The 19,786-nt window shown below is 64.5% G+C and carries 21 protein-coding genes and 1 pseudogene; 8 read left to right on the plus strand and 14 right to left on the minus strand.

The window, feature by feature from the left end; all coding sequences use genetic code 11:
* Nucleotides 1-133 precede the first annotated feature (133 nt).
* Both EN853_RS19300 and EN853_RS19305 read right to left on the minus strand, forming a co-directional pair.
* Entirely contained in the window at nt 134-355 is a 222-nt protein-coding gene (locus EN853_RS19300; protein WP_127859761.1) for a hypothetical protein, read from the minus strand.
* Nucleotides 356-586: 231 nt separating this feature from the next.
* The gene (locus EN853_RS19305; protein WP_127859762.1) at nt 587-886 is read right to left on the minus strand and encodes a DUF1236 domain-containing protein; all 300 of its coding nucleotides are present in this window, start codon (nt 884-886) and stop codon (nt 587-589) included.
* 221 nt (nt 887-1,107) lie between these two features.
* Between EN853_RS19305 and EN853_RS19310 the strand changes: the two genes are divergently transcribed.
* A complete protein-coding gene (locus EN853_RS19310) occupies nt 1,108-2,028 on the plus strand; it encodes a DUF1236 domain-containing protein (RefSeq protein WP_127859763.1) in 921 nt (306 codons plus the stop codon).
* Nucleotides 2,029-2,748: 720 nt separating this feature from the next.
* Nucleotides 2,749-3,048 (plus strand): exopolysaccharide production repressor protein, encoded by a 300-nt coding sequence (locus EN853_RS19315; protein ID WP_127859764.1) that lies wholly within the window; start codon nt 2,749-2,751, stop codon nt 3,046-3,048.
* A gap of 374 nt (nt 3,049-3,422) precedes the next feature.
* On the opposite strand, the gene EN853_RS19320 is transcribed toward EN853_RS19315, so the two are convergent.
* Nucleotides 3,423-3,830: a hypothetical protein gene (locus EN853_RS19320; protein WP_127859765.1), complete on the minus strand. Its 408-nt coding sequence runs from the start codon at nt 3,828-3,830 to the stop codon at nt 3,423-3,425.
* A 434-nt stretch (nt 3,831-4,264) separates the two neighbouring features.
* Between EN853_RS19320 and EN853_RS19325 the strand changes: the two genes are divergently transcribed.
* Nucleotides 4,265-4,582: a hypothetical protein gene (locus tag EN853_RS19325; protein WP_127859766.1), complete on the plus strand. Its 318-nt coding sequence runs from the start codon at nt 4,265-4,267 to the stop codon at nt 4,580-4,582.
* 156 nt (nt 4,583-4,738) lie between these two features.
* On the opposite strand, the gene EN853_RS19330 is transcribed toward EN853_RS19325, so the two are convergent.
* The 7 genes from EN853_RS19330 to EN853_RS19365 form a co-directional block, all read right to left on the minus strand.
* Nucleotides 4,739-5,032: a hypothetical protein gene (locus EN853_RS19330; RefSeq protein ID WP_127859767.1), complete on the minus strand. Its 294-nt coding sequence runs from the start codon at nt 5,030-5,032 to the stop codon at nt 4,739-4,741.
* 255 nt (nt 5,033-5,287) lie between these two features.
* Nucleotides 5,288-6,826 carry a winged helix-turn-helix domain-containing protein gene (locus EN853_RS19335; protein WP_127859768.1) on the minus strand — a complete coding sequence of 513 codons (1,539 nt, stop codon included), beginning with the start codon at nt 6,824-6,826 and terminating at the stop codon, nt 5,288-5,290.
* 104 nt (nt 6,827-6,930) lie between these two features.
* Nucleotides 6,931-7,665, minus strand: coding sequence for a class I SAM-dependent methyltransferase (locus EN853_RS19340; RefSeq protein ID WP_127859769.1), 735 nt, complete (start codon nt 7,663-7,665; stop codon nt 6,931-6,933).
* 208 nt (nt 7,666-7,873) lie between these two features.
* Nucleotides 7,874-8,641 carry a hypothetical protein gene (locus EN853_RS19345; RefSeq protein ID WP_189343899.1) on the minus strand — a complete coding sequence of 256 codons (768 nt, stop codon included), beginning with the start codon at nt 8,639-8,641 and terminating at the stop codon, nt 7,874-7,876.
* A 519-nt stretch (nt 8,642-9,160) separates the two neighbouring features.
* Nucleotides 9,161-9,592, minus strand: coding sequence for a TadE/TadG family type IV pilus assembly protein (locus tag EN853_RS19355; protein WP_245517115.1), 432 nt, complete (start codon nt 9,590-9,592; stop codon nt 9,161-9,163).
* Nucleotides 9,582-10,025 (minus strand): TadE/TadG family type IV pilus assembly protein, encoded by a 444-nt coding sequence (locus EN853_RS19360; RefSeq protein ID WP_127859772.1) that lies wholly within the window; start codon nt 10,023-10,025, stop codon nt 9,582-9,584. Before EN853_RS19360 ends, EN853_RS19355 begins: the two co-directional genes overlap by 11 nt.
* Nucleotides 10,026-10,029: 4 nt before the next feature.
* Nucleotides 10,030-11,235, minus strand: a complete 1,206-nt coding sequence (locus EN853_RS19365) for a pilus assembly protein TadG-related protein (protein ID WP_245517116.1) — start codon at nt 11,233-11,235, stop codon at nt 10,030-10,032.
* 325 nt (nt 11,236-11,560) lie between these two features.
* Here EN853_RS19365 and EN853_RS19370 point away from each other — a divergent pair, with 325 nt between their 5' ends.
* Entirely contained in the window at nt 11,561-12,778 is a 1,218-nt protein-coding gene (locus tag EN853_RS19370; RefSeq protein ID WP_127859774.1) for a TadE/TadG family type IV pilus assembly protein, read from the plus strand.
* A 103-nt stretch (nt 12,779-12,881) separates the two neighbouring features.
* On the opposite strand, the gene EN853_RS19375 is transcribed toward EN853_RS19370, so the two are convergent.
* Nucleotides 12,882-13,118: a hypothetical protein gene (locus EN853_RS19375; protein WP_127859775.1), complete on the minus strand. Its 237-nt coding sequence runs from the start codon at nt 13,116-13,118 to the stop codon at nt 12,882-12,884.
* 62 nt (nt 13,119-13,180) lie between these two features.
* Nucleotides 13,181-13,612, minus strand: coding sequence for a hypothetical protein (locus tag EN853_RS34640; protein WP_245517117.1), 432 nt, complete (start codon nt 13,610-13,612; stop codon nt 13,181-13,183).
* 298 nt (nt 13,613-13,910) lie between these two features.
* Here EN853_RS34640 and EN853_RS19385 point away from each other — a divergent pair, with 298 nt between their 5' ends.
* The gene (locus tag EN853_RS19385) at nt 13,911-14,198 is read left to right on the plus strand and encodes a cupin domain-containing protein (RefSeq protein ID WP_245517118.1); all 288 of its coding nucleotides are present in this window, start codon (nt 13,911-13,913) and stop codon (nt 14,196-14,198) included.
* 296 nt (nt 14,199-14,494) lie between these two features.
* A complete protein-coding gene (gene dinB / locus EN853_RS19390) occupies nt 14,495-15,757 on the plus strand; it encodes a DNA polymerase IV (RefSeq protein WP_245517119.1) in 1,263 nt (420 codons plus the stop codon).
* A 112-nt stretch (nt 15,758-15,869) separates the two neighbouring features.
* On the opposite strand, the pseudogene EN853_RS19395 reads toward dinB, so the two are convergent.
* Together EN853_RS19395 and EN853_RS19400 are read right to left on the minus strand one after the other, a co-directional pair.
* A pseudogene (locus tag EN853_RS19395) lies at nt 15,870-16,192 on the minus strand (endonuclease domain-containing protein).
* Nucleotides 16,193-16,444: 252 nt separating this feature from the next.
* The gene (locus EN853_RS19400) at nt 16,445-17,317 is read right to left on the minus strand and encodes an aldose 1-epimerase (protein ID WP_127859777.1); all 873 of its coding nucleotides are present in this window, start codon (nt 17,315-17,317) and stop codon (nt 16,445-16,447) included.
* Between the two features lie 290 nt (nt 17,318-17,607).
* Between EN853_RS19400 and EN853_RS19405 the strand changes: the two genes are divergently transcribed.
* Both EN853_RS19405 and EN853_RS19410 read left to right on the plus strand, forming a co-directional pair.
* Nucleotides 17,608-18,051: an SRPBCC family protein gene (locus tag EN853_RS19405; protein WP_127859778.1), complete on the plus strand. Its 444-nt coding sequence runs from the start codon at nt 17,608-17,610 to the stop codon at nt 18,049-18,051.
* Nucleotides 18,052-18,301: 250 nt separating this feature from the next.
* Nucleotides 18,302-19,537, plus strand: coding sequence for a patatin-like phospholipase family protein (locus EN853_RS19410; protein ID WP_127859779.1), 1,236 nt, complete (start codon nt 18,302-18,304; stop codon nt 19,535-19,537).
* The last annotated feature ends 249 nt before the right edge of the window (nt 19,538-19,786 follow it).

A 19,786-nucleotide genomic window follows, 5' to 3' on the forward strand; every position in this document is an offset into this window, starting at 1 on the left:
TCAATCGCACGGGCATCGCATGGCGAAGCGAACTTTGCCGGTGCCGGTGTGGGCCATGCGCAACGCCGCTCGCTGCCGCCCTATTCCGGGCGGCAGCCGGTCGACATCGAATGGCTGGGAGGTGCTGGCCGCCTCAGGTCGGCGATGTTTCGCTGAGCGCCTCGCTGAGGAAGGATGCGGCGATCAGGTCGTCCGCATCGATGCGTAGGGAGCCGTCGCCGCCCCCCATGATGGCCGCGACCTTCTGGAAGGTCTTCATCTCGTGTTCGGTGATCCTGGCGTCCTGCATCCGGGCTTTCAGATCGGCGACGCGCATCCCGAGCGAGCGGGATGTTCCGATTTCTCGTTTCGACATGTTGACTAGTCCTCCTCGCCCCCAGCCCGGGCCTGTTATCGCCGCCGCCCGAATCCACATGCTGCCCGTACTTTGTGTTGTCTATGTGTTGTCTGTGAGACAGGGCGAACCAGAGGCGGCAACGCGCGCTCCGGCGGAAGGTTCCGTTAGCATCTGGTAACAAAATAAAACCGGTCAATGGTCCGTCGCCCGCAAACGGACGACGGACCATTCCAGCGCGACCCGCCGGTTTTATTGGATCACTTTGACGACCTTGCGAGTACCGGGATCGACGATAACGGTCTTGTTGTCGACCACGACGTAACGGTATTTGACGTTCGGCACTTCGTGGAGTTCTACCGTATCGGGGAGCGTGCTGCCGATACTGAGCTCGACGCCGGGAACCTTCACCGAAGCCAGCGGCTGCTTGTGCACATATTCGCGGATGACCGTCTCCTGCTCGGGCTGGATGATGACGTCCTGAGCGGCGGCGGCGCCTATGCCGACGAGAAGCAGGAGGCCCGCGGCGGCTGTGGTGAGATGCATCTTCATGGTCGTTTCCTTTCGTGGGTGACGTTCGCCTCCTACGCTGCGCCTGCGATCTCCACAGCCGTCGGCACTCGCCCAACGCGGGCCGCCAATCCTTGTTCCTGCAAAACTTCCGTCGGCGTTTCCACAAAACGTCACCGGAGGTTCGAGGAGTAAATTCGGAACAATGGCTTTTACGTCGGGTTTATCCGAGTGAAGGGACCGACTCTCCGAGGAGAAATCAGATGAAACACCTGCTGATCACGAGCATGATCGCGCTCGGCGTCGGTTGCGGCGCCGCGATGGCGCAGACCGAATCCGCGCAGCCGAGCGGCGACAACAACTGTGTCGCCGGCCAAGCCGACTGTCAGAAGGGCGGCAAGGCGGGCGAGAAGGCCCAGGGCAAGATGAAGCCGCAGACCGAGCAGAAAGCCCAGGGCAAGGCCGGCGCCAACACTGAAGAGCAGGCCCAGGGCAAGACCAAGTTGAAGACCAATGAGGCCCAGGGTCAAGCCGGTACCAGCACCGAGCAGCAGGCTCAGGGCAAGCCGAAGATGAAGACCGCTGAGCAGGCTCAGGGGCAGGTCGGCACAAAGACCGAGGAGCAGGCTCAGGGTACGGCCAAGTGCCAGACCGGCATGGCCAACTGCCCGAAGGGCTCGAAGACGAACGAACAGGCCCAGGGCAAGACCAAGTTGAAGGCCACTGAGCAGAACGCCCAAGGGACGACCGGCACAACGACGGAGCAGAACGCCCAGAGCAAGACCGGCACAACGACTGAGCAGAATGCGCAGGGCACCACCAAGATGCAGACCCAGCAGAACGCGCAGGGCAAGACGGGCACGAGCACCGAGCAGAACGCTCAGGGCACCGTCCAGACCGACCAGAACAAGACGGCCTCGATCACCAACGTGACGGTCGAGCAGAAGACGCAGATCACGCAGATCATTCACGAGACCCACGTCCAGCCGGTTCGTGATGTCACCTTCGACATCTCGGTCGGCGTCGAGATCCCGCGGCACAAGATTCGCCTGCACCGTGTTCCGGCCCGCATCGTCAAGATCGTCCCGGCTTATGAAGACTTCGAGTACTTCGTGTTGGCCGACGGACGCATCATCATCGTCGATCCGGACACGTATACGATCGTGGCGATCCTGGAGGCCTGATCCGGACGTCATCGCGACAAACGAACCCGCCGCGCCGCGAGGCCTGGCGGGTCCTTTTTGTTTTCCTGCGCCAGCACGCTGCCGAAGCCACGTTGCCTCCCGGACGCGGGGCACGCCAATCGTACCCGGCGAAAGATCGGGGCAAAGTCATATTCGGACAGCGGATCCCGGACAGCCCGACCTGCTTATCGTGATGACACAGGACTTCGCCGACCGGGCTGTGTCCAGCAGTTGAGGGACGACCAACTATCTGGATCGCCTTGCAGCCTCCGCATATCGGCGGCCGGCATCCGGAGAAACGACAAACCGGCCCCGCCGCCTTTACAGGAAAGCAGCTGGGTCGGCCTCCCGCCGATGAAGGGACGTTTTCGGCGGTCGTCGGGTTGCGGAATCGCGACGGTTCTAGTTCAGCAGGATTCCGGTGGCGGCAACGACGACGAAAAGGTCGAAGACGGGCGCAAGAAGCCACCGCGCCTCGTAGACGCTGCGGCCCATCAGTTCCTCCTGATTAACGCGATGAATGGGAACGGATCGGCCCTGGCTTGGTTCCTGAGGCAGAGGTCCCGGACCGTTGGCCGTGATGGCACGGCCTTAAGGTCTATGGCATGGAGACTGCCTGAAGCCTTGCGGTCCTCGCGGAAAAGGTGCAAGGGTCGAGACGGGTAGAAAAACGGGCGAGATCGCCGGAGCCGAAACGGGTTGCGGCGCTCGGTAGGGCAAATGTATTTTCCGCAGTTCCTTGTGGGAATGACGGCAACGCTTCTGGTGGTCCTTGGATGGACCTACGGATCCACGGGATCGGTCTGGGCATCGCTGGCCTGGACGTTCCTGGCGGGCGTGGTGCTGCAGGCAGGCTATTTCGTGGCCGTGCTGTGGCTCGTGCACGCCGAAAATCGCGTGATGGACGAGACCACGGCGAGCGACGCCAGCCCAACGCCGGCCAAGCTGCCCGGCCCGTTCGAGCGGGACGGCATTATCCATGCGCTGATCTCGCGGCTGTTCCCGAAGCTGCTGCCCTAAAGTCGTTACGGCGAGCCGCTCTGACAATCGTCAGCGCCGCCTTCGGGAGCGGCCCGGTGTCCTTGATTTCGGGGAGCAAGAGCCACCGGGCCTAACCAGCGGGGACCTTACGGGGACTTAGCTACTTGGACGCGCCGGCTGGCGAAGAAGAGTACGCTCATGCCGATGTAGTCGAAACGCATCCATAAGGACGAAGGTCGGGGTAGCTCGTCATTCGGGTGCTGGAACAGCGCGATTGCAACCGCCCGGACGCATAGCGGGCTTGCGACGATATTCGGGCCCAACCGGCGCGCGGGCCGATCCGGAAGTCTGCAGCTCTTCCACCCGTGCCGCGGCCGAGCGGCGAGCGGCCGCCCGGCGATGGCTATCGATGTTCAGCGCGCCGTGGCAGCCGCCGTGGAGCGCACCGCTTCGGCGGGCGAAAAGACGACGAAGGCAAAGACCAGCACGGCGGCGGCGACGACCAGCGAGCCGATAGCCACGACCGGCTCGATCCCCGGATGGCCTCCCGCCAGCAGCCAGTAGAGCGCCGGCAGCATGATGACGAGGCCAACCGTGTAGAGGCCGTAGTGGATCATGGCGACGCGGCGCTCGGCCTTGGCCGGATTGAGCGCATAGTAACCGCCGAAGATCGCGCTGGTGACCCAGCCGAGAAGGTTGATGTGGGCATGCGCCGGGAAGGCGCCGTGGTCGCCCGAAATCGCCATCTGCAGCCCGGCGGCAATGCCCAGGATGAGAAAGACGACGGCAGTTTTAAAGAAAAGCTCCGAAACCCGCGGCATTTTGTTGTCCTCCCAATGCCCTGTGAAACCCTCACCCGCTAACTCTACACGCCGCAAGGCATATTAGCCATGACGCGCGGGGGCGGCGGCGCGATTTGGTGTGGATGAAATCTTCTTCAAGCCGGCGGGACACTTCTAAAAGGCGATCGAGCCGGGCTCTCAGGTCGTCGTCATTGGTTACGGGATCGGCTGGATGAGTGGCGATAGCTGCATCCCTCTAATCGAACACAAGACCGGGCTCGGCGTTGGAGAAACGCCGAAGCAAAAACCAGTCTGCATCACAAGAGAATGCTGCTCTTGGCTACGCGGATGGGCACAAACGCGAAAGGTCAGGATGCGGCTTCGGCTCCAGCCCGGCAACGCCTAAGTCTTTCGGAGAACTATTATCCTTGCGATGGAAGACTAAAGTAAAATCGCAAAAAGGGGGTGGTAACATGGCGACTGAAAGCACAAAACATACAAAGCGGATACCTGAGAGTCTGGTTTCAGAGGCTCGAGCGCGCCGCGATTTTCTCAAGAAGGCCGGTCGCTTCGCGGCAATGACGCCGCCAGCCATAACGCTTCTGCTCGGCACGAGTCTGAACTCCACGGCAATTGCCAAGTCGGGTGGATCGCGTCCCGGCAATGGACAGGGCGACAAGAAGCACATCCACCGCGGCCCGCCAGGTCAGGGCTACCTGTCCGGTCGCGGTCAGTCCGACAGCTACGGGGGCGGATCACACGGCGGCTCGAGGGCCGGTGATCCCAACTAGCGCTGGCCTTGCCACGTCTGGTGATTTTCCTTCGGCCTTAGAGCCGTTTCAGCGATTCATAGAATCGCCGAACCGCTCTAAGTATTTGTTTTTACGCAATTCCGGGCGGAAAACCGTTACACACTTTTCCTGGAATTGCTCTCGCGGTGCCGGCGCTCAGCTCTCGCGGCAGTGGCGGCGATCGTCCACGACGCGCGCGAGCACCTCGGTCGGGTCGTGGTCGACAGGCAGCGCGAGCGCGTTTTCGATGTCGAAGGCGGTGAGGCCGATGTCGCGGCGCTCGCATTCGCTCATGGCGGCAAGGGCTGCGAGGTCGTTCCGCGCTCTCCAGAAGCGCGGCAGCCACAGCAGGGACGACGTCACAGCGGCCAGCAGCCGGAAAAGCCGCGAGGGAGAAGCATGCGACAGGCGATCGGCTGCGAGGCCGATGAAAGGAACCAGCGTGGTCATGGTGTGGTCTCCGTCCTCGAACTGTCCGTGAGCGACAGCGAGGATGAGGGTAGCCGGCACCCGGCCGGAGATCGTGAAGCCCCGACGAAACTGCGCGGAAATTGCGGCGAAATCGGCGGGCGGGCGCCAGCGCTAAGGCATGTCTCTCGAAAGTGGGAACCGGTTTCGGGACAAAGACATGCGTAAAATCAAAACCCAAAGCGCATGGAGCGAATCTGAAAGATCGCGACGCGCTTTAGGGCGGCCGGTTCTAGATCACTCCGGCAGGCCGGCCTCGCGCAGGCCGGCGGCGATGCGTTCACTCGTGCCCGCGTCGAAGGGCGAGGCGTCGCCAACCCTGGCAATGGTGAGGCCCGGGTAGGTTTCCATGAGCCTGCGGCAAGCGTGCCGTGCTTCGTCCTTGCGACCGGCATGAACCAGCGCCGTGACCAGCAGGCGCAGTCCCCACCAGGCGCCCGGCTGCTGGCTAAGGCCGCGCTGCGTCAGCGCCACCGCCTCGTCATAGCGCGCGGCGACGAAATGCGCGGCGCCGATGCCGATCTCGGCCATGTAGCCCATCGGGTCGCGCGGGCTCAGCCGTTCGAAATGCTCGAACTTCTCGATCGCCGCCTCGGGCCGCTCGCGATAGACGTCCAGCCAGGCGCTGCGCAGCCAGGCCCAGGCGGAATTCGGATCGAGCGCGCGCGCCCGCGCCAGATGCATGTCGGCGACATCGTAGTCGCGGGCAAAGGAATGCGCCGCGCCGAGCACGGCGAGCACCATCGGGTCGTCGCCGGAGAGCGTCGCGCCCTTCTGCGCCAGGCGCAGGCCCTCCTCGCGGGAAGCGGCCGGCGTTTCGGTCCAGCGGTAGCCCGCGCGCTGCAGGTGGCACCAGGCGAGCAGCGAAAGCGCCAACGGATAATCCGGCTCGATCGCGATCGCCCGTTCAAGCAGCGTGCCGGCCTCCTCGTTTTGCGCCCGCTCGAGCGACCAGGTGAGCGGAAAGGCGCGCAACACGTAGTCGTAGGCGGCGAGGCTTTCCGGCCGCTTGCGCCGCGAACGCTCGATCTCGGCCGACAGGATGGACGGCTGGATGGCGCCGACGACACTCGCCGCAAGCCGGTCCTGCAGGTCGAACACATCGGCCATGGTGCCGTCGTAACGGTCGGCCCAGATCGTCTTGCCGGAAGCGGAGTCGATGAGTTGTCCGGTGAGGCGGATGTGATCGGCGGCCTTGCGGACGCTGCCGGTCAGCACGTAGCGCACACCGAGCTCGGCTCCGGCCCGTTTCACGCCGTCGGCCTCGCCTTTGTAGGCGAAGCTCGAATTGCGGGCGATGACGAACAGCCAGCGCATGCGCGACAGCGCCGCGGTGATCTCGTCGACCATGCCGTCGGCGAAATAGTCCTGCGCCGGGTCGCCGCTGAGGTTCTCGAAGGGCAGCACCGCGATCGACGGCTTGTCGTCGGCCGTCCCCTCCCCGGCCGCGGTGGCAACCCGATCCTCGAGGCGGCGCACGCGCTCCTCGTCGATCACATAGCCGCGCCGCAACACGGTGCGGATCAGGCCATCGGCCTCCGCGCCGAGCGCCTTGCGGATGTCCTTCATGCATTGGGTGAGCGAATCGTCGGAAACGGCGATGTTCGGCCAGACCGCATTGACCAACTCGTCCTTGCCGATGACGCGGCCGGCATTCTCCAGCAGGTAAGTAAGCAGCGAAAGCGATTTGGCGCGCAGGTCGACGTCGTGCCCGCCCCTCTGCAGCCTGCCCCTGTGCAGATCGAGCCTGTGGCCGGAGAATTCGAACGTCGTCATGTCGCCCCTCGAGGAGACGTCACACAAATTCGGCCTGCACGCGACGGCTTAGCCGTCGGTCAACATCCTTGCACGCTCGAAGACATCACGACTGCCCCGCGACATCAAGGCTTGCGTCCGCTGAAGATTGCATGGCCGGCGAAGAGCCAGATGCAGTCGACCTCGGTGAAACCGGCCTCGGACAGCCAGGCAAGCTGCTCGGCCAGCGAGGACGGCTTGTCGATCGGCTCGCCGTCGGGGTTGCGGAAATAGTTCCAGCCCAGCCGGTTGAACTCGGCGAAGGCCGCAAGGTCGCCGTCGATCGCGAGCGAGCGCGAACGCACCGCCTCGTCCCATTGCCGCGCGGCGATGCCGAGGCCGGCCGCGCTCGGCGGCCGCACGATGTCGGCCACCACCAGCACGCCGCCGGGGCGGAGCGCCGCTGCAAGGTCCGCGAACAGCATCTGCTTCTGCCGGCCGTCGAGATGGTGGATGGCGAGCGATGAGACGATCGCCTGCGGCGGCTCGGAAAAGCTCCGCCAGCCGCGATCCGCCAGCTCGAAGACACTGGTGGTCAGCCGAGTGGCATGATCGCAGCAGGTTGTCTGCGTCCGCTCGAGCATGCGCTGCGAGCCGTCGAGCGCCAGCACCCGGCTGTCCGGGAATCGCTCAAGCAGGGCGCGGCTGAGCAAGCCCTCGCCTGGGCAGAGCTCGACCAGCAGGCCGCCCGGCGCGGCCGGGATAAGGTCGGCGATCATGTCGATCTGGCGTTCGCGTTCGGGAACGAAGTAGCGCCCATAGTCGAGAAAGCTGCGGGAATTGTTCTCGTTCCAGTGCCGTGCGCCTTGCGTGTCCGCCATGATGCGTTCCTTCCTTTTCGCTCATCCTGCCCGAAGCCCTGTCCGCCGGCGTGATGCCCGGCTGAAATTCGGCTGAAATCGGCGTGAGGCGGCGGACCGCCGATCCCGCTCAGGGGGCTTGCAAGGGGAGATCAATGTCACCAACGAAAATGCCGCCGGGCGGAAGCCCGGCGGCATGGCAAGTTCACCCCTCTGGCAGGCTCGCGCCTTACGGCGTCGTCATCGTGGCGGCTGCCTGGTCGATCTTGTCGGCCAGCACGTCCTTGGCCCAGTCCGTGACCTCCTGATCGACCGGCTTGTTGGCCATGTCCTGGAGGGCCGCGTCGAGCGAGGCGTCATCGGGGGCGGGGTTAGCGGCCACCGTGGCCTCGGCATCCGTGACCGCCTGGGTGTCATCGGTGATCGCCGTGTTCTGCGCGTCGATCTGGTCCTGCACGTCGGCGATCTGCGCGTCGAGATCCGCCTGCTGTTCGGGCGTGAAGCCGGTCGTGTCAGTCGCGTTGAGGTCGGCGAGCTGCTGGTTGAGCGCGTCGAGCTGGGCCTGGTCGGCGGCCAGCTTGGCGTTTGCCGCGTCGAGCGCGGCCTGCGCGTTCTGGGCCGTGGCCGCCTGAGTCACATAGGCCTGGACGGCAGCGAACTTCGGGCTCTTGGAGTTCAGGTAGGCGTTGATGTTGCGCTGCAGCGAGTTCAGCCGGCCGAGCTTGGCGTGGAGGTTCTTTTCCTTCGGCGTCGCGGCCACGGTGGTGTCGTCCTGCGACTTCGCCAGTTGACCCGGAGCCGACGCCTTGCCATGCGTGCCGCTGTTGCCCTTGCCGCCGCCGTTGCCCTTGCCGCCGCCATTGCCGTTGCCGCCGCCATGGCTGCCGCCGTTGCCGCCGCCATGGCCGCCACCGTTGCCACCGGCCCCGGCAAGCGCCGGAGCAGCCGCGAGCGCCAGGATGGCCAGTGATGCCAGGAGTGTCTTTCGGATTGTCATAACCTATCTCCGCAGGTGAATCTCACTACTGCCCAACCGCTAGGCCGCGTCATATGAGAATTTCCTAAGGGCTTGGAGTAACTTTTAGACAAATACCGCCACGGCAGCGGAGCAAGCCGGCAAAACAACCTCGACGCCGGTCGAAAATACATTTTAACTTATTGAAATCATTACATAAATAATTCGACCAAGCGCGGGTCCGCCCTCTGGAACAATGAAGGCCCACGCCGCATCGGACCATCGGCCCAACGCCGTGCGGCCTGGGTCGGCAGAAGAGCTCCAAAGTCTTGTTTATGCATCGGTTTTCGCAAAAAATGCTGCACCAGGTGCTTGGCGTGATGCATTGCGCCGCCGGCATCCGGCCGCTAGGCGCGCCGGCGGTTCGTTTCTACGCAATCGCGAGCGAATACCAATATATACTTTTATATAGCTTTGCCGGGATCGGCCTAACCAACTCACGCAATTCCGGACGGAAAAACGCTGCGCAGCGAGCTCGACGGTCGGCCGATCGAGTTGCGGCTATGTCGGGCAAGCTCCCTTCACGCTGTTGAGCAGCGGCACGTTCACCGTGGTCGACTGGCTGATCGGAAAGTCGCTGAAAAGCGGGAAGTCGATGACGAAGGCATAGCTGGCGTTCACATGCGCGATGCAGAAGCCGCCGCTCGGCTTATCGGTGGCGATCGTGACGGTTACATCCTGCAGGCCAAGCGCCTGCAGCTTCTGCGTCGCGATCGCCTGGATCTGGGACTGGGTCATCGTGTTGTTGAGCTGCAGCGAGCGCGCGGAGGCCTCCAGCGCGTAGCGCACGCTGGACATGTTGTTCATCGACCAGCCGAAGGCGAAGATGCCGAACAAGAGCATGATCAGGAAAGGCACGACCAGCGCGAATTCAATCGCGGCCCCGCCCGAAGCGTTGGCAGCGAACGCCTTTGCTCTTTTGTCAACGAACACGGACCACCTGCTGATGGGCGAGCCCGCTGTTGTGCGGGAAGACACCGAAGGTGAAAGGGGGCACCCAGGTGCCCGACGCCTGGATCTGGACATAGATCGAGGGATATTTGGACCCCGCGCACATGGTCGACGCCGACGCGACCACGGTCGTTCCGCACTTGTAGCTGCGGGAAATCGCGACCGCCGCATCGTCGGGCTTCTTTTGCCAGCTTGCGAGCGCGGCGGCCTGGACGGCGTTGTCATCGGAGGCGCCGGCCAACAAAAGGTTCGCCGCCGTCTTCACGCCGGACCGCATCGCCAGTGAGCTGGTGACGTAGGACCAGCCGTCGGCGATGCCGAAGAGCGCGGCGCACAGCACCGGCAGCACGAGCGCGAATTCCACCGCGGCGGCGCCGGAGCGGTTCTTGCGGAAGCGTTTCGCTGCCGGCCCCATGCCGCTACTCGACGATCGCAACCGACGCCGCCGCAGGGATATTCCTCATCCCGAGGCTCGTGCAGTCCTGCTTGATGGTCGTGCTGCCGGACCATTGGATGGTGTCGGCAACCACCTGCGTGCAGCCGCCCGACCCGGAGAAGTTGCCGAGATAGTTGACCTGCTGCTTGGGGAAATAGATGGCGCCCGTCAAAAGTGAATTCGCGGTGCCGTTGAAGGTGCTTTGCGCCGCGGTCCCGTTCCTGTCGCCATAGAACAGCACGCCGGAATAGTTGCCCGAGGTCGGCGCGCTCAGGTTCACCGTGGCGTTGCCGTTCATGCTGACGGTGTTGCTGCCGGACATGAAGATGGTCACGCCGGTGCAGGGCGAGGCGCAGGTAATGACCGCGTTGGCGTTGATCTTGAAAGCGCCCTGCACGACATAGGTGCCTGACTGGAGCGCGACATTGCCCTTGAGGTCCATGCCGCTGCAGTAGGTGCCGGACTGCAGCGTCTGCGAGCTCTTGTTGCCGTTGACATTCTTGCATGGGCTGGTGGCCGCTGGCGTCGGCAGGTCGGAGAAGGGGTCAGAAGCGGGCAATGCCTGGGTGATCGGGGTGGCACAGACGGTGGTTGCCGGAGTGTTCAGCGACACGCCGCCAACCGAGATCAGGCAGTCGACCGAGAGCCCGGCCGATCCCTGCGACTTGATGGCATCGCTGGCGGTCGAATTCGCCATGACCGAGCAGCCGACAAGGTTGACGTTGGTGTTGCCGGCAAACAGCGCTGACTGCGAGGCTGACGGATTGAGCGCCTCCACGCAGGCCTTGGAAGCATCGATGATCAGCGCCACCGCCCTCGCCTTCTCCGATACCTTGCTCTGGGTGAAGATGGCGGTGAACATCCGGTCGAGATTCTGGTTGAGGATAACCTCGACAGCCTTGTTGCCGGTGTTCGGCCCCGTGGTGGGCGGCGTGTGGACAGTGATGGTGACGTTACCCAGCCCGTTGTCGGTCGCCGACTGCGTGGCGGCCGCCGTGATCGCCGCGGCATCGGACCCGGCGACCTTCTCCAGCGCGCCGGCATAGGCGGCGGCGTCGGCCGTCGCCTGCAGCTTCAGGCTCGAATAATACCAGTAGGACGTCTCGACGCCGAGCCCCGCCCCGCCGACCACGACCGGCAAGGCAAGCGCGAAGATGGTGGCGACATTGCCGCTCCTGTCCCTTCGCAAGCGACAAGTGAGGAACTGTTTGAATATTCGACTGAATGAGGCCATGGCCAAGCGCGCCCAAGCTATCCCGACCATTACGTCAAACACCCGCCGATAAACGAATGACTAATTTTTTTGCTCGACTTACGCCGGTCGGACCCCAGAGGGCGCTTTCGCCCCTCATGCGGCAAATGGATAAGACTTAAGGCCCTAATCCATTCAGACTAAAGGAGTAACCATTAGAAAATGCTGCTATTTTAGCATTCGCTGCATTTTATCTTTTTCGGAAATCGCTCGTAGAGACGGCTGGGATATCTGTCTGTGATTTACGGCGAGGGCGGCTCCCATGATTGGACGGTTCTGGGCTTCGAAGGGCGGCAATTTCGCGCTGGCGACCGCGCTCGCCATGGTGCCGCTGATGCTCGTCGTGGCCGGTGGCGTCGACCTGGTGGGCACCAGCAACGACGCCGCGCAGTTGCAGAACTCGCTGGACGCGGCCGGGCTCGCGGTGGGCACGAAATACCAGCCGACCATGTCGGCGAACGACGTGCGGCAACTCGGCCAGACCTTCTTCGCCGCCAATATGAGCGCCGCCGACGCCGGGGAATATTCGGGCAGCCTCGACGCCTTCCAGGCAACGGCCAGCGGCGATCCGAGCGCATATTTTATTTCGCTGTCGTCCAGCATCAGCCGGCCGGCCTTCGTCAGCGGCGCGCCCGCCTGGCAGGCGATCCGCTCGGCTTCAGTCGAGGTCAAGCCCGGAGCGCAGGCCTGCGTGCTGGCGCTCGATCCGCATGCCGGTGACGCGGTCGACCTGCAGGGCTCGACCAATGTCGCGATGAACGGCTGCGTGATCGCCGCCAACTCGGACGCGGCCAATGCCGTCAACCGGGGCGGTTCGGCCGTGGTCAGCGCCGGATGCGTCTCGACGGTCGGCGCGACCTCGGGCATGACGCCGCCGAGCGCCACGCTCTCCTGCGGCGCGCCGCTGGAGAACCAGTATGCGTCCTTCGATCCGCTGGCCGACGTCACGCCGCCCCCCTTCGGGCTCTGCACCACGATGCCCAACGGCAAGACGATCACGCTCTCGCCCGGCACCTATTGCGACAAGACCTGGTCGGGAAAGATCACGCTCAACCCGGGCATCTACGTCCTGCGCAACGTCGTCATAAAGCCCGGCGGCAACGGCAGCCTGACGGGCCATGGCGTGACGATCTTCCTGATGGAGGGCTCGCAGCTCATCATCAACGCCAACGAGACGGTTGACCTTTCGCCGATGACCAGCGGCCCTTACGCCGGCATCACCATCTTCCAGGCCCACGGCAACACACAGGCGCTGACGCTGAACGGCGGATCCGGCTCGGTGGTGAGCGGCTTCATCTACGCCCCCGATGCGACCATGACCTATACCGGCAATTCCGACATGAGCGCGCAAGGCAGCTGCCTGCGGCTGGTCGGCAATACGGTGCAGATGACGGGGAACTCCGCCGTGAAGGCGGACTGCACGGCCGAGCTCGGCAACCGCGAGATGTATGCGGGCCGGATGATCACCCTGGTGAAGTGAGAGATGGCGGGGCGCCACTCTCCCCGCTGAGGGGAGATGGCCAGAGGGGGCTGTCTCCGCTTGGAGGCGGCCCCCTCTGTCGCCTTCCCTCGAGAGGCGGAGATCACAATTCGCCGACAATGTCGGCGCCCGGCTGTTCGTCGAAGAGCACCGCGCAGCCGCGCTCCAGGGCGACCTGGCTCAAGGCATTCGCCGCCGCCTCGTCCGACGAGACGAAGTCGCCGGTCAGGACGCGCAGTTCCTCGACGGCTTTCGACATTGAGATAAGGTAGCCGGCCGCGCGATCGCTTGCGCAGGCATCGACGACGCAGAGAAGATCGATGAGTTCGAAGCTGTTCATGGCGGCCTCCGCCCACAGCATCCCTTCGGGGGACTCAACGGCGCGACCGGCGATAGGGTTCCTCAGAGTTGGTCCGGTGATGGCCTCGGCGGCGCGCGCTCGAGATCGAAGCGGGACGGCAGGCAAGGCTCGAAGCAGGCGCCGCGCACCGAGCCGGTCGTCGTCGCATCGGTCGGGAAAAGTACCGTCATCTGGGCCCGGCGCTCCGGCCAGGGCGACCTGCCGAAGGCGAGAAAGACGCCGGCGATCACCGCTGCCAGCAAAAGAGCGGCGAACAGGTTCGCGATAAACTCGCCGAGTTGCATAACAACACCCTTGGCAGGAAATGCAGAACCGCTCTGGCAGGCTATGGAGCTGCCCGCCACGTCGCAGGAAATGGCGGGCAGCTCCCTTTGAGCCGCCGATGAAGGGACTTTGTTCGACGACCTGTCAGGCAATGAACTGGCCACGCACTTGTTTCCAGAAATCCGGATGGTCGGGCCTCTGCGTTGCAAGGTGAGACTTCAGTCCGCCGGCACATGGGACCGTAGCCCGGTCGCAACGTGTTGCGCCCAACCAGGCGCAACCAGTTGGCCGCAAGCGCGTTGGATGAACGGCTACTCCAGCTTCGGCCCGCGCATTCATTCCGGAAGACGCGGGCCTTTTTTCATTGGCCTGAACCCATTGGCTCCGCGTTATATTAGCAATTACTGATTGCAAGGCGTATGAATCCGGCGGCGGACGCCGATGATCACGGCGTCAGGCTCCGCTGGGCTCTTGCAATCTGGGAGGATGCCATGGGCCGAAGCGCCAATGAACGTCACCAAACTCGAATCCAAATCGCACAACAACCCCGACGAGGTCCGCTCGCCCGCCAAGACGCGCGTCGAGATCGTGCGCCTGCCGGGCTTCACGCTCGGGCGCCTCAACATGCAGCCGGGCTGGAAATGGTCCGAGTGCGTGAAGCCGGTGGTCAAGACCGACAGCTGCCAGGTCTCGCATGTCGGCTATGTGGTATCCGGGACGATCACCGTGCGGATGAACGACGGGACCGAGAAAACCTTCACCGAGGGCGTCCTACACGATCCCGCCCGGCCATGACGCCTGGGTGGTGGGCAACCAGCCATTCCAGTGCATCGAGGTGCTCAGCGCCGAGCAATACGCCAAACCGGCATAATGGCAGCCGATCTCGCCTCGTGAGGGAGATCGGCGGCTTCTGCATTGCGCACAACCCCTCCAAACGCCTCGGTTGTATCCGGTTGCAAGTGTTCTCTTGTGCAGCGCGGCGGCTTGACAAAAAACCGGTTTTGTTCTCTTTATGTTCCTAAGGACACCGCTTGCAACAGTCGCTGCTAATGCTGCGACGCCGCAAAGCGGACGGGAGACTGGAGCGCGCGATGCCCGCCATGAACGCCGCTTCGACCGCCACCATCCTGCATGCCGATCTCGACGCTTTCTACGCCTCTGTCGAGCAGCTTCTCGACCCATCGCTGCGCGGCAAGCCGATCGCCGTCGGCGGCGGCGTGGTACTTGCCGCCTCCTATGAGGCCAAGATTTTCGGGGTGCGCGGCGGCATGCCCGGCCGCAAGGCGCGCGAGCTCTGCCCGCAGCTCATCTTCGTCGGCGGGCGCTTCAGCGAATACCAGCGCCTCGGCGACGCCGCGATCAAGGTGCTCGACGATTTCACGCCGCTGGTCGAGCGCATCTCGATCGACGAAGCCTTCGCCGATGTCGCCGGCTGCACGCATCTGTTCGGGCCGCCGGAGGAGATCGCGAAAACCATCCGCCGCCGCGTGAAGGCCGAGCTCGGCCTGCCGATCTCGATCGGCGTGGCGCGCACGAAACATCTCGCCAAGATCGCCTCGCAGGTGGCCAAGCCCGACGGGCTGGTGGTGGTCGAGCCCGGCACCGAGCTTTCCTTCCTGCACGATCTGCCGGTCACGCTGATGTGGGGCGTCGGCCCGGCGACCAAGGCGAGGCTCGCCGAGATCGGCGTCGAGACGATCGGGCAGCTGGCGCGCACGCACAGCGGCGCGCTGCAGCGGCTGATCGGCCAAGCCGCCGGCCAGAAGCTTGCGGCCCTTGCCTGGAACCGCGACCCGCGCCGGCTGGAGACGCACAGGCGGGCGCATTCGGCCGGCGCGCAATCGGCGCTCGGCCGCAAGCCGGCGCTGCCCAGCGTCTTCGTGCCGACGCTCCTGCATCTGGCCGATCGCGTCGCCAGCCGCCTGCGCGCCAAGGACCGCCCCGGCCGCACCGTGACGGTGCGCGTGCGTTTCGCCGATCTGCGCGCCGTCACCCGCGCGGTGACGCTGGAGCAGCCGATCTCGGCCACCAAGATGCTCGCCGAGATCGCCGAGGAGCTGGTGCGCGGCGTGCTCGCCGCCCATCCGGGCGAGCGCGAGATCTCGCTGCTCGCCATCTCGGTCTCGCATCTGGAAGAGCACGCCGAACTGCAGCTCGAGCTGCCGCTCGGCCTCGCCGATGAGAAGCTGAAGCCCGGCAGCCGCAAGGGGCTCGCCCGCTTCGGCGCCGACCGCGCCATCGACAAGATCCGCCAGCGCTTCGGCAAGGAGGCGGTGGGCTACGGCACGGTGGCGCTGGAAGCCGCGCGCTCGGTGCCGGACGAGTTCAGGGAGCTGGCGGAGAAGGAGCTGTGAAGGGGGCATCGAGAATCGAAGGAGATTAGCGAAAGCCGAGGCGACGTCCGATCTCCCCCCTCGTGGGGGAGATGTCCGGCAGGACAGAGGGGGGCGCTGTCCCGCCAGCGTCTCAGATCGGACCAGCCAATCCCGCCGTAATAACAATGTGCTGACAGACATTGTCGATGTCGCGGATGACCTCGTCGTTCCAGAAGCGCAGGACGGTCCAGCCGTCCTGTTGCAGTCGATTGGTTCTGGCCCCATCGGCTCCTGCCCGGCCGGCTTCGCCGTGCTGTGACCCATCCACCTCCACAACCAGCCTTTTCTCCGGGCAGGCGAAGTCGACAATGTAACCTGCGATTGGAAACTGCCTGCGGAACCCCAGGCCCATCAGCCGATGCGCGCGGAGTTCGTTCCACAACTTCAACTCGCATCAGTCATGACCTTGCGCATCGATTTCGCCTTGGCGCGGTGTCTTGGTGGCGGACGCGTATGCGGCATGGTCGGAGTTAGGACGCTGAGGTTTGGGTCGCCAACGCTTCTACTCTATGGCGCCCCCCTCTGTCCTGCCGGACATCTCCCCCACTTGGGGGGAGATTGGACGTCGCCTCGGCTTTCGCCAATCTCCAGCACTTCAAGAGTGGCGCGCCTTGGCCGAAGGCGCCCATCCCCTCACCGAGGGAGATTTCGCGCCGCCGGCGCGCCTCAATCGGTCTCCACCACTTCCCAGTCCAGCCGCATCTCGGCGCTCATCGTTTCCCCATCGTCAAGCGGCGTCAGCCCTTCGCCGTGATGCGCGTCGACCGCGTGCGAGACCGGCTCGAAGCAGAAGAAGCCGGCGTCCGGCGACGGCGAATAGAGGATGTAGACATCAAGTTCCGGCGAGGCGGTCAGCGTGATCTTGATCCCGTCCTCGAACTGCACGATCGAGGCGCGGCCGTCCCAGCCGTCGAAGCCGTTGTTCACCCATTCCGGCGGCAGCGGGATTGGGCGATCGAAATCCCACCCTGGGCGCTCGCTCACCGGCACCACGCCGACGGGCAGATGGCGTTCGTCCTCCAGCCAGACGCGCTTCGCCCTCGCCTTCAAAAGGGTCGTGTCGCCGCGCGGGAACCATGGGTGGAAGCCGAGGCCGTAAGGCAGGCGCATGCCGGCGCGGTTCTCCACCGTCAGGCGCGCCTCCAGCGCGCCGTCGCGCAGCGCATAGGTGACCGACGCCGCATAGCGATAGGGTCCGATGGCGCCCTCCTCCAGCACCAGCTCCGCCTGCGTGGCGGTGCGGCCGGCGAGCCGCCACGGCTTCTGGAACCCGTCGCCATGGATCGGGAAGGCTTCGCCCGGCACGTTCGGCAGGACGGCATGGAACCGGCTTTCGAAGGTGAAGCCGCCGCCCGAGATGCGGTTCGACCACGGCACCAGGAGCTGGCAGCCGGACATGCCTGTGCCGTCTCCTGGCTTCAGCAGCGGGACAGGCGCGCTGTCGATCGGCAGCGCGTCGTAGCGGGCGATCGCCGCACCCTTCTCAGGTGCCAGAACAAGGCTCGACCGCCCGTCGTTCAGCTCGACCATGCCGGGCATGCGCCGTTCTCCTTTCTCAGTCTCGAGAACCACACGGCAGACGGAAAAATCCCATCCTGCGGGGCATGCACATGCGGCATTTCAATTCACTTCATACTTTCCCCGGACAGCCCACAAGGGGGAGATTGCGCGCTTCCGACGATGGCGGATCTCGCCAGGCGGCATCGGCTACCGAACATCGCCGTTCTGCCGGCGAAGGCTGGCGGCGAAAAATCTCCTCCATCGATGTCGGGCTGGCCAAACGCCGTTCGTCATAGGAGCATAGACCGGCAATCATGAGGAGAAACGATATGCCAAGCACTGTCCGTCTGCACCGCGTGCTCGCCACCAAGCCCGAGAAAGTCTACCGCGCCTTCATCGAGGCGGACGCGCTGGCGAAGTGGCTGCCGCCGAACGGCTTCACCTGCACCGTCCATCACTTCGAGGCAAAGGTCGGCGGCAACTTCAAGATGTCCTTCCGCAACTTCACCACGGGCGAAAGCCATGCCTTCGGCGGCGACTATGTCGAGCTCGTCCCGGGCGAGCTCGTGCGCTACACGGACAAGTTCGACGATCCCAACCTTCCCGGCGAGATGCAGGTGACCGTGACCCTGAAGAAGGTCTCGGTCGGCACGGAGATGGAGATCACCCAGGCCGGCATCCCGGACGCGATCCCCGCCGAGGCCTGCTATCTCGGCTGGCAGGAGTCGCTCAAGAACCTGGCAAGGCTCGTCGAGCCCGAGATCAATCAGTAGAGGTTTCATCCCCCTGTCATAATGATGATGCAGATTGGTAGCCGCCGAACGAATGGCTCCGGTCGGCAGATCCCAAAGCCTTCTTGCCCGGCTTGCGACCGGGCTTTCTTTTTCCAGAAAGGCCGGCACGCGGCCCGATTCCCAATCTGTGAAGTTACGCGTTTCCGCCGCTTGCCAGAACGGCTGCACTGGGCTGGAGTGAGCAAAGCCGAGCTCGAATGCGCCGAACGGACAGACAGAGGGGGCCGCGATGGAGCCGATTCCGGCAGTATCATCACCGGATGACGACAAGGTCGAGCGTTACGATCTCGGCCTCTGCCTGTCGGGCGGCGGCTACCGCGCCATGCTGTTCCATGCCGGCGTGCTCTGCCGGCTGAACGAGGCCGGCCTGCTTCAAAAAATCGATATGGTGAGCTCGGTCTCGGGCGGCTCGATCGCCGCCGGGCTGCTGGCGGTGGTCTGGCCGCGCCTCACCTTCGCCAATGGCGTCGCCGGCAATTTCCGCGAGCTTTACCTCACAAAGATCCTCGCCTTCTCGCAGGTCTTCCTCGACGCGCCCTCGATCCTCAAGGGCCTGCTCAATCCGTTTTCGAGCGCGGCGGCGGAAGTCGCGGCCTGCTACGAGCGCCACCTGTTCAATGGATCGAGGCCGATGCTGAAGGGCCTGACCGGGCGTCCCTGGTTCGTGTTCTGCTCCAGCAATCTCAGCACCGGCTCGCTGTTCCGCATGTCCAACCGCTATATCGCCGACTACCGGATCGGCGTCGCCTACCATGCCGACCTGCCGGTCGCGACCGCGATCGCGGCGTCCTCGGCCTTCCCGCCGTTCCTGTCGCCGCTGAGGCTCGACCTGACGCAATTCGAGTGGCAAAACGACAAGCTCGACGCCAGCGTCGGTCCTGCGGTTCCGGCCGGCCGCGCCGTGCTCACCGATGGCGGCGTCTACGACAATCACGGCATCGAGCCGGCGCTGAAGCGCTGCCGCTGGCTGCTGGTCAGCGATGCCGGCGCGCCCTGGCGCGCCTCGGGCTCCGGCTACTGGAACTGGTTCTCGCAGGTAAACCGCGTGCTCGACACCACCGACAACCAGGTGCGGTCGCTGCGGCGACGCGATCTCATCGCCCGCTTCCAGGCCGCCAAAGACGCCGACGCCACGGGCCTGCCCAATGACGCGAGCCGCCCCGCCTATGCCGCCACCCGCGGCGTCTACTGGTCGATCGCCAGCAGGCCGGACGCAACGGACCCGACCTTCGTGCAGAGCGCTGCGACAGCGCCCGCCGATATCGCCACCTCACTGCACTTCCTGGGAAGCGAAGAGACGATCGATCTCGTCAACTGGGGCTACTCAGCCAGCGACCAGGCGCTGCGCAGCTGGTACGAGCCGGCGGTGCCGGCTGGAAATGGCGTGCCGCTGGCGGCGGGCGCGGTAGAGCCCGGCCGCTGCGCGGTGGTGTCGAAGGCGATCATGAGCGCCATCAAGATTTGAACGCGAGCTGCCAATCTCCTTGAGGGGAGACGGCGGGCAGGCCAGAGGGGGCGAAGGATCACGGTCTGTCGTCTTCGTCATCCTAGGGCGGAGCAAGGAGCGAAGCGACGAGCGCAGACCCTAGGATCCTGTGTGTTGGTTCGGGTGTATGGTTGAAGTGGGAAGGAGGCCGAGAGGATCCTGGTCGTCCTTTCGAGGACAGGCCGCGGCATGGCTCGGTCCCTTCCCACCAATGAACCATCAACCTGA

The organism is Mesorhizobium sp. M1C.F.Ca.ET.210.01.1.1 (assembly GCF_004791585.1).
Classification (GTDB): Bacteria; Pseudomonadota; Alphaproteobacteria; order Rhizobiales; family Rhizobiaceae; genus Mesorhizobium.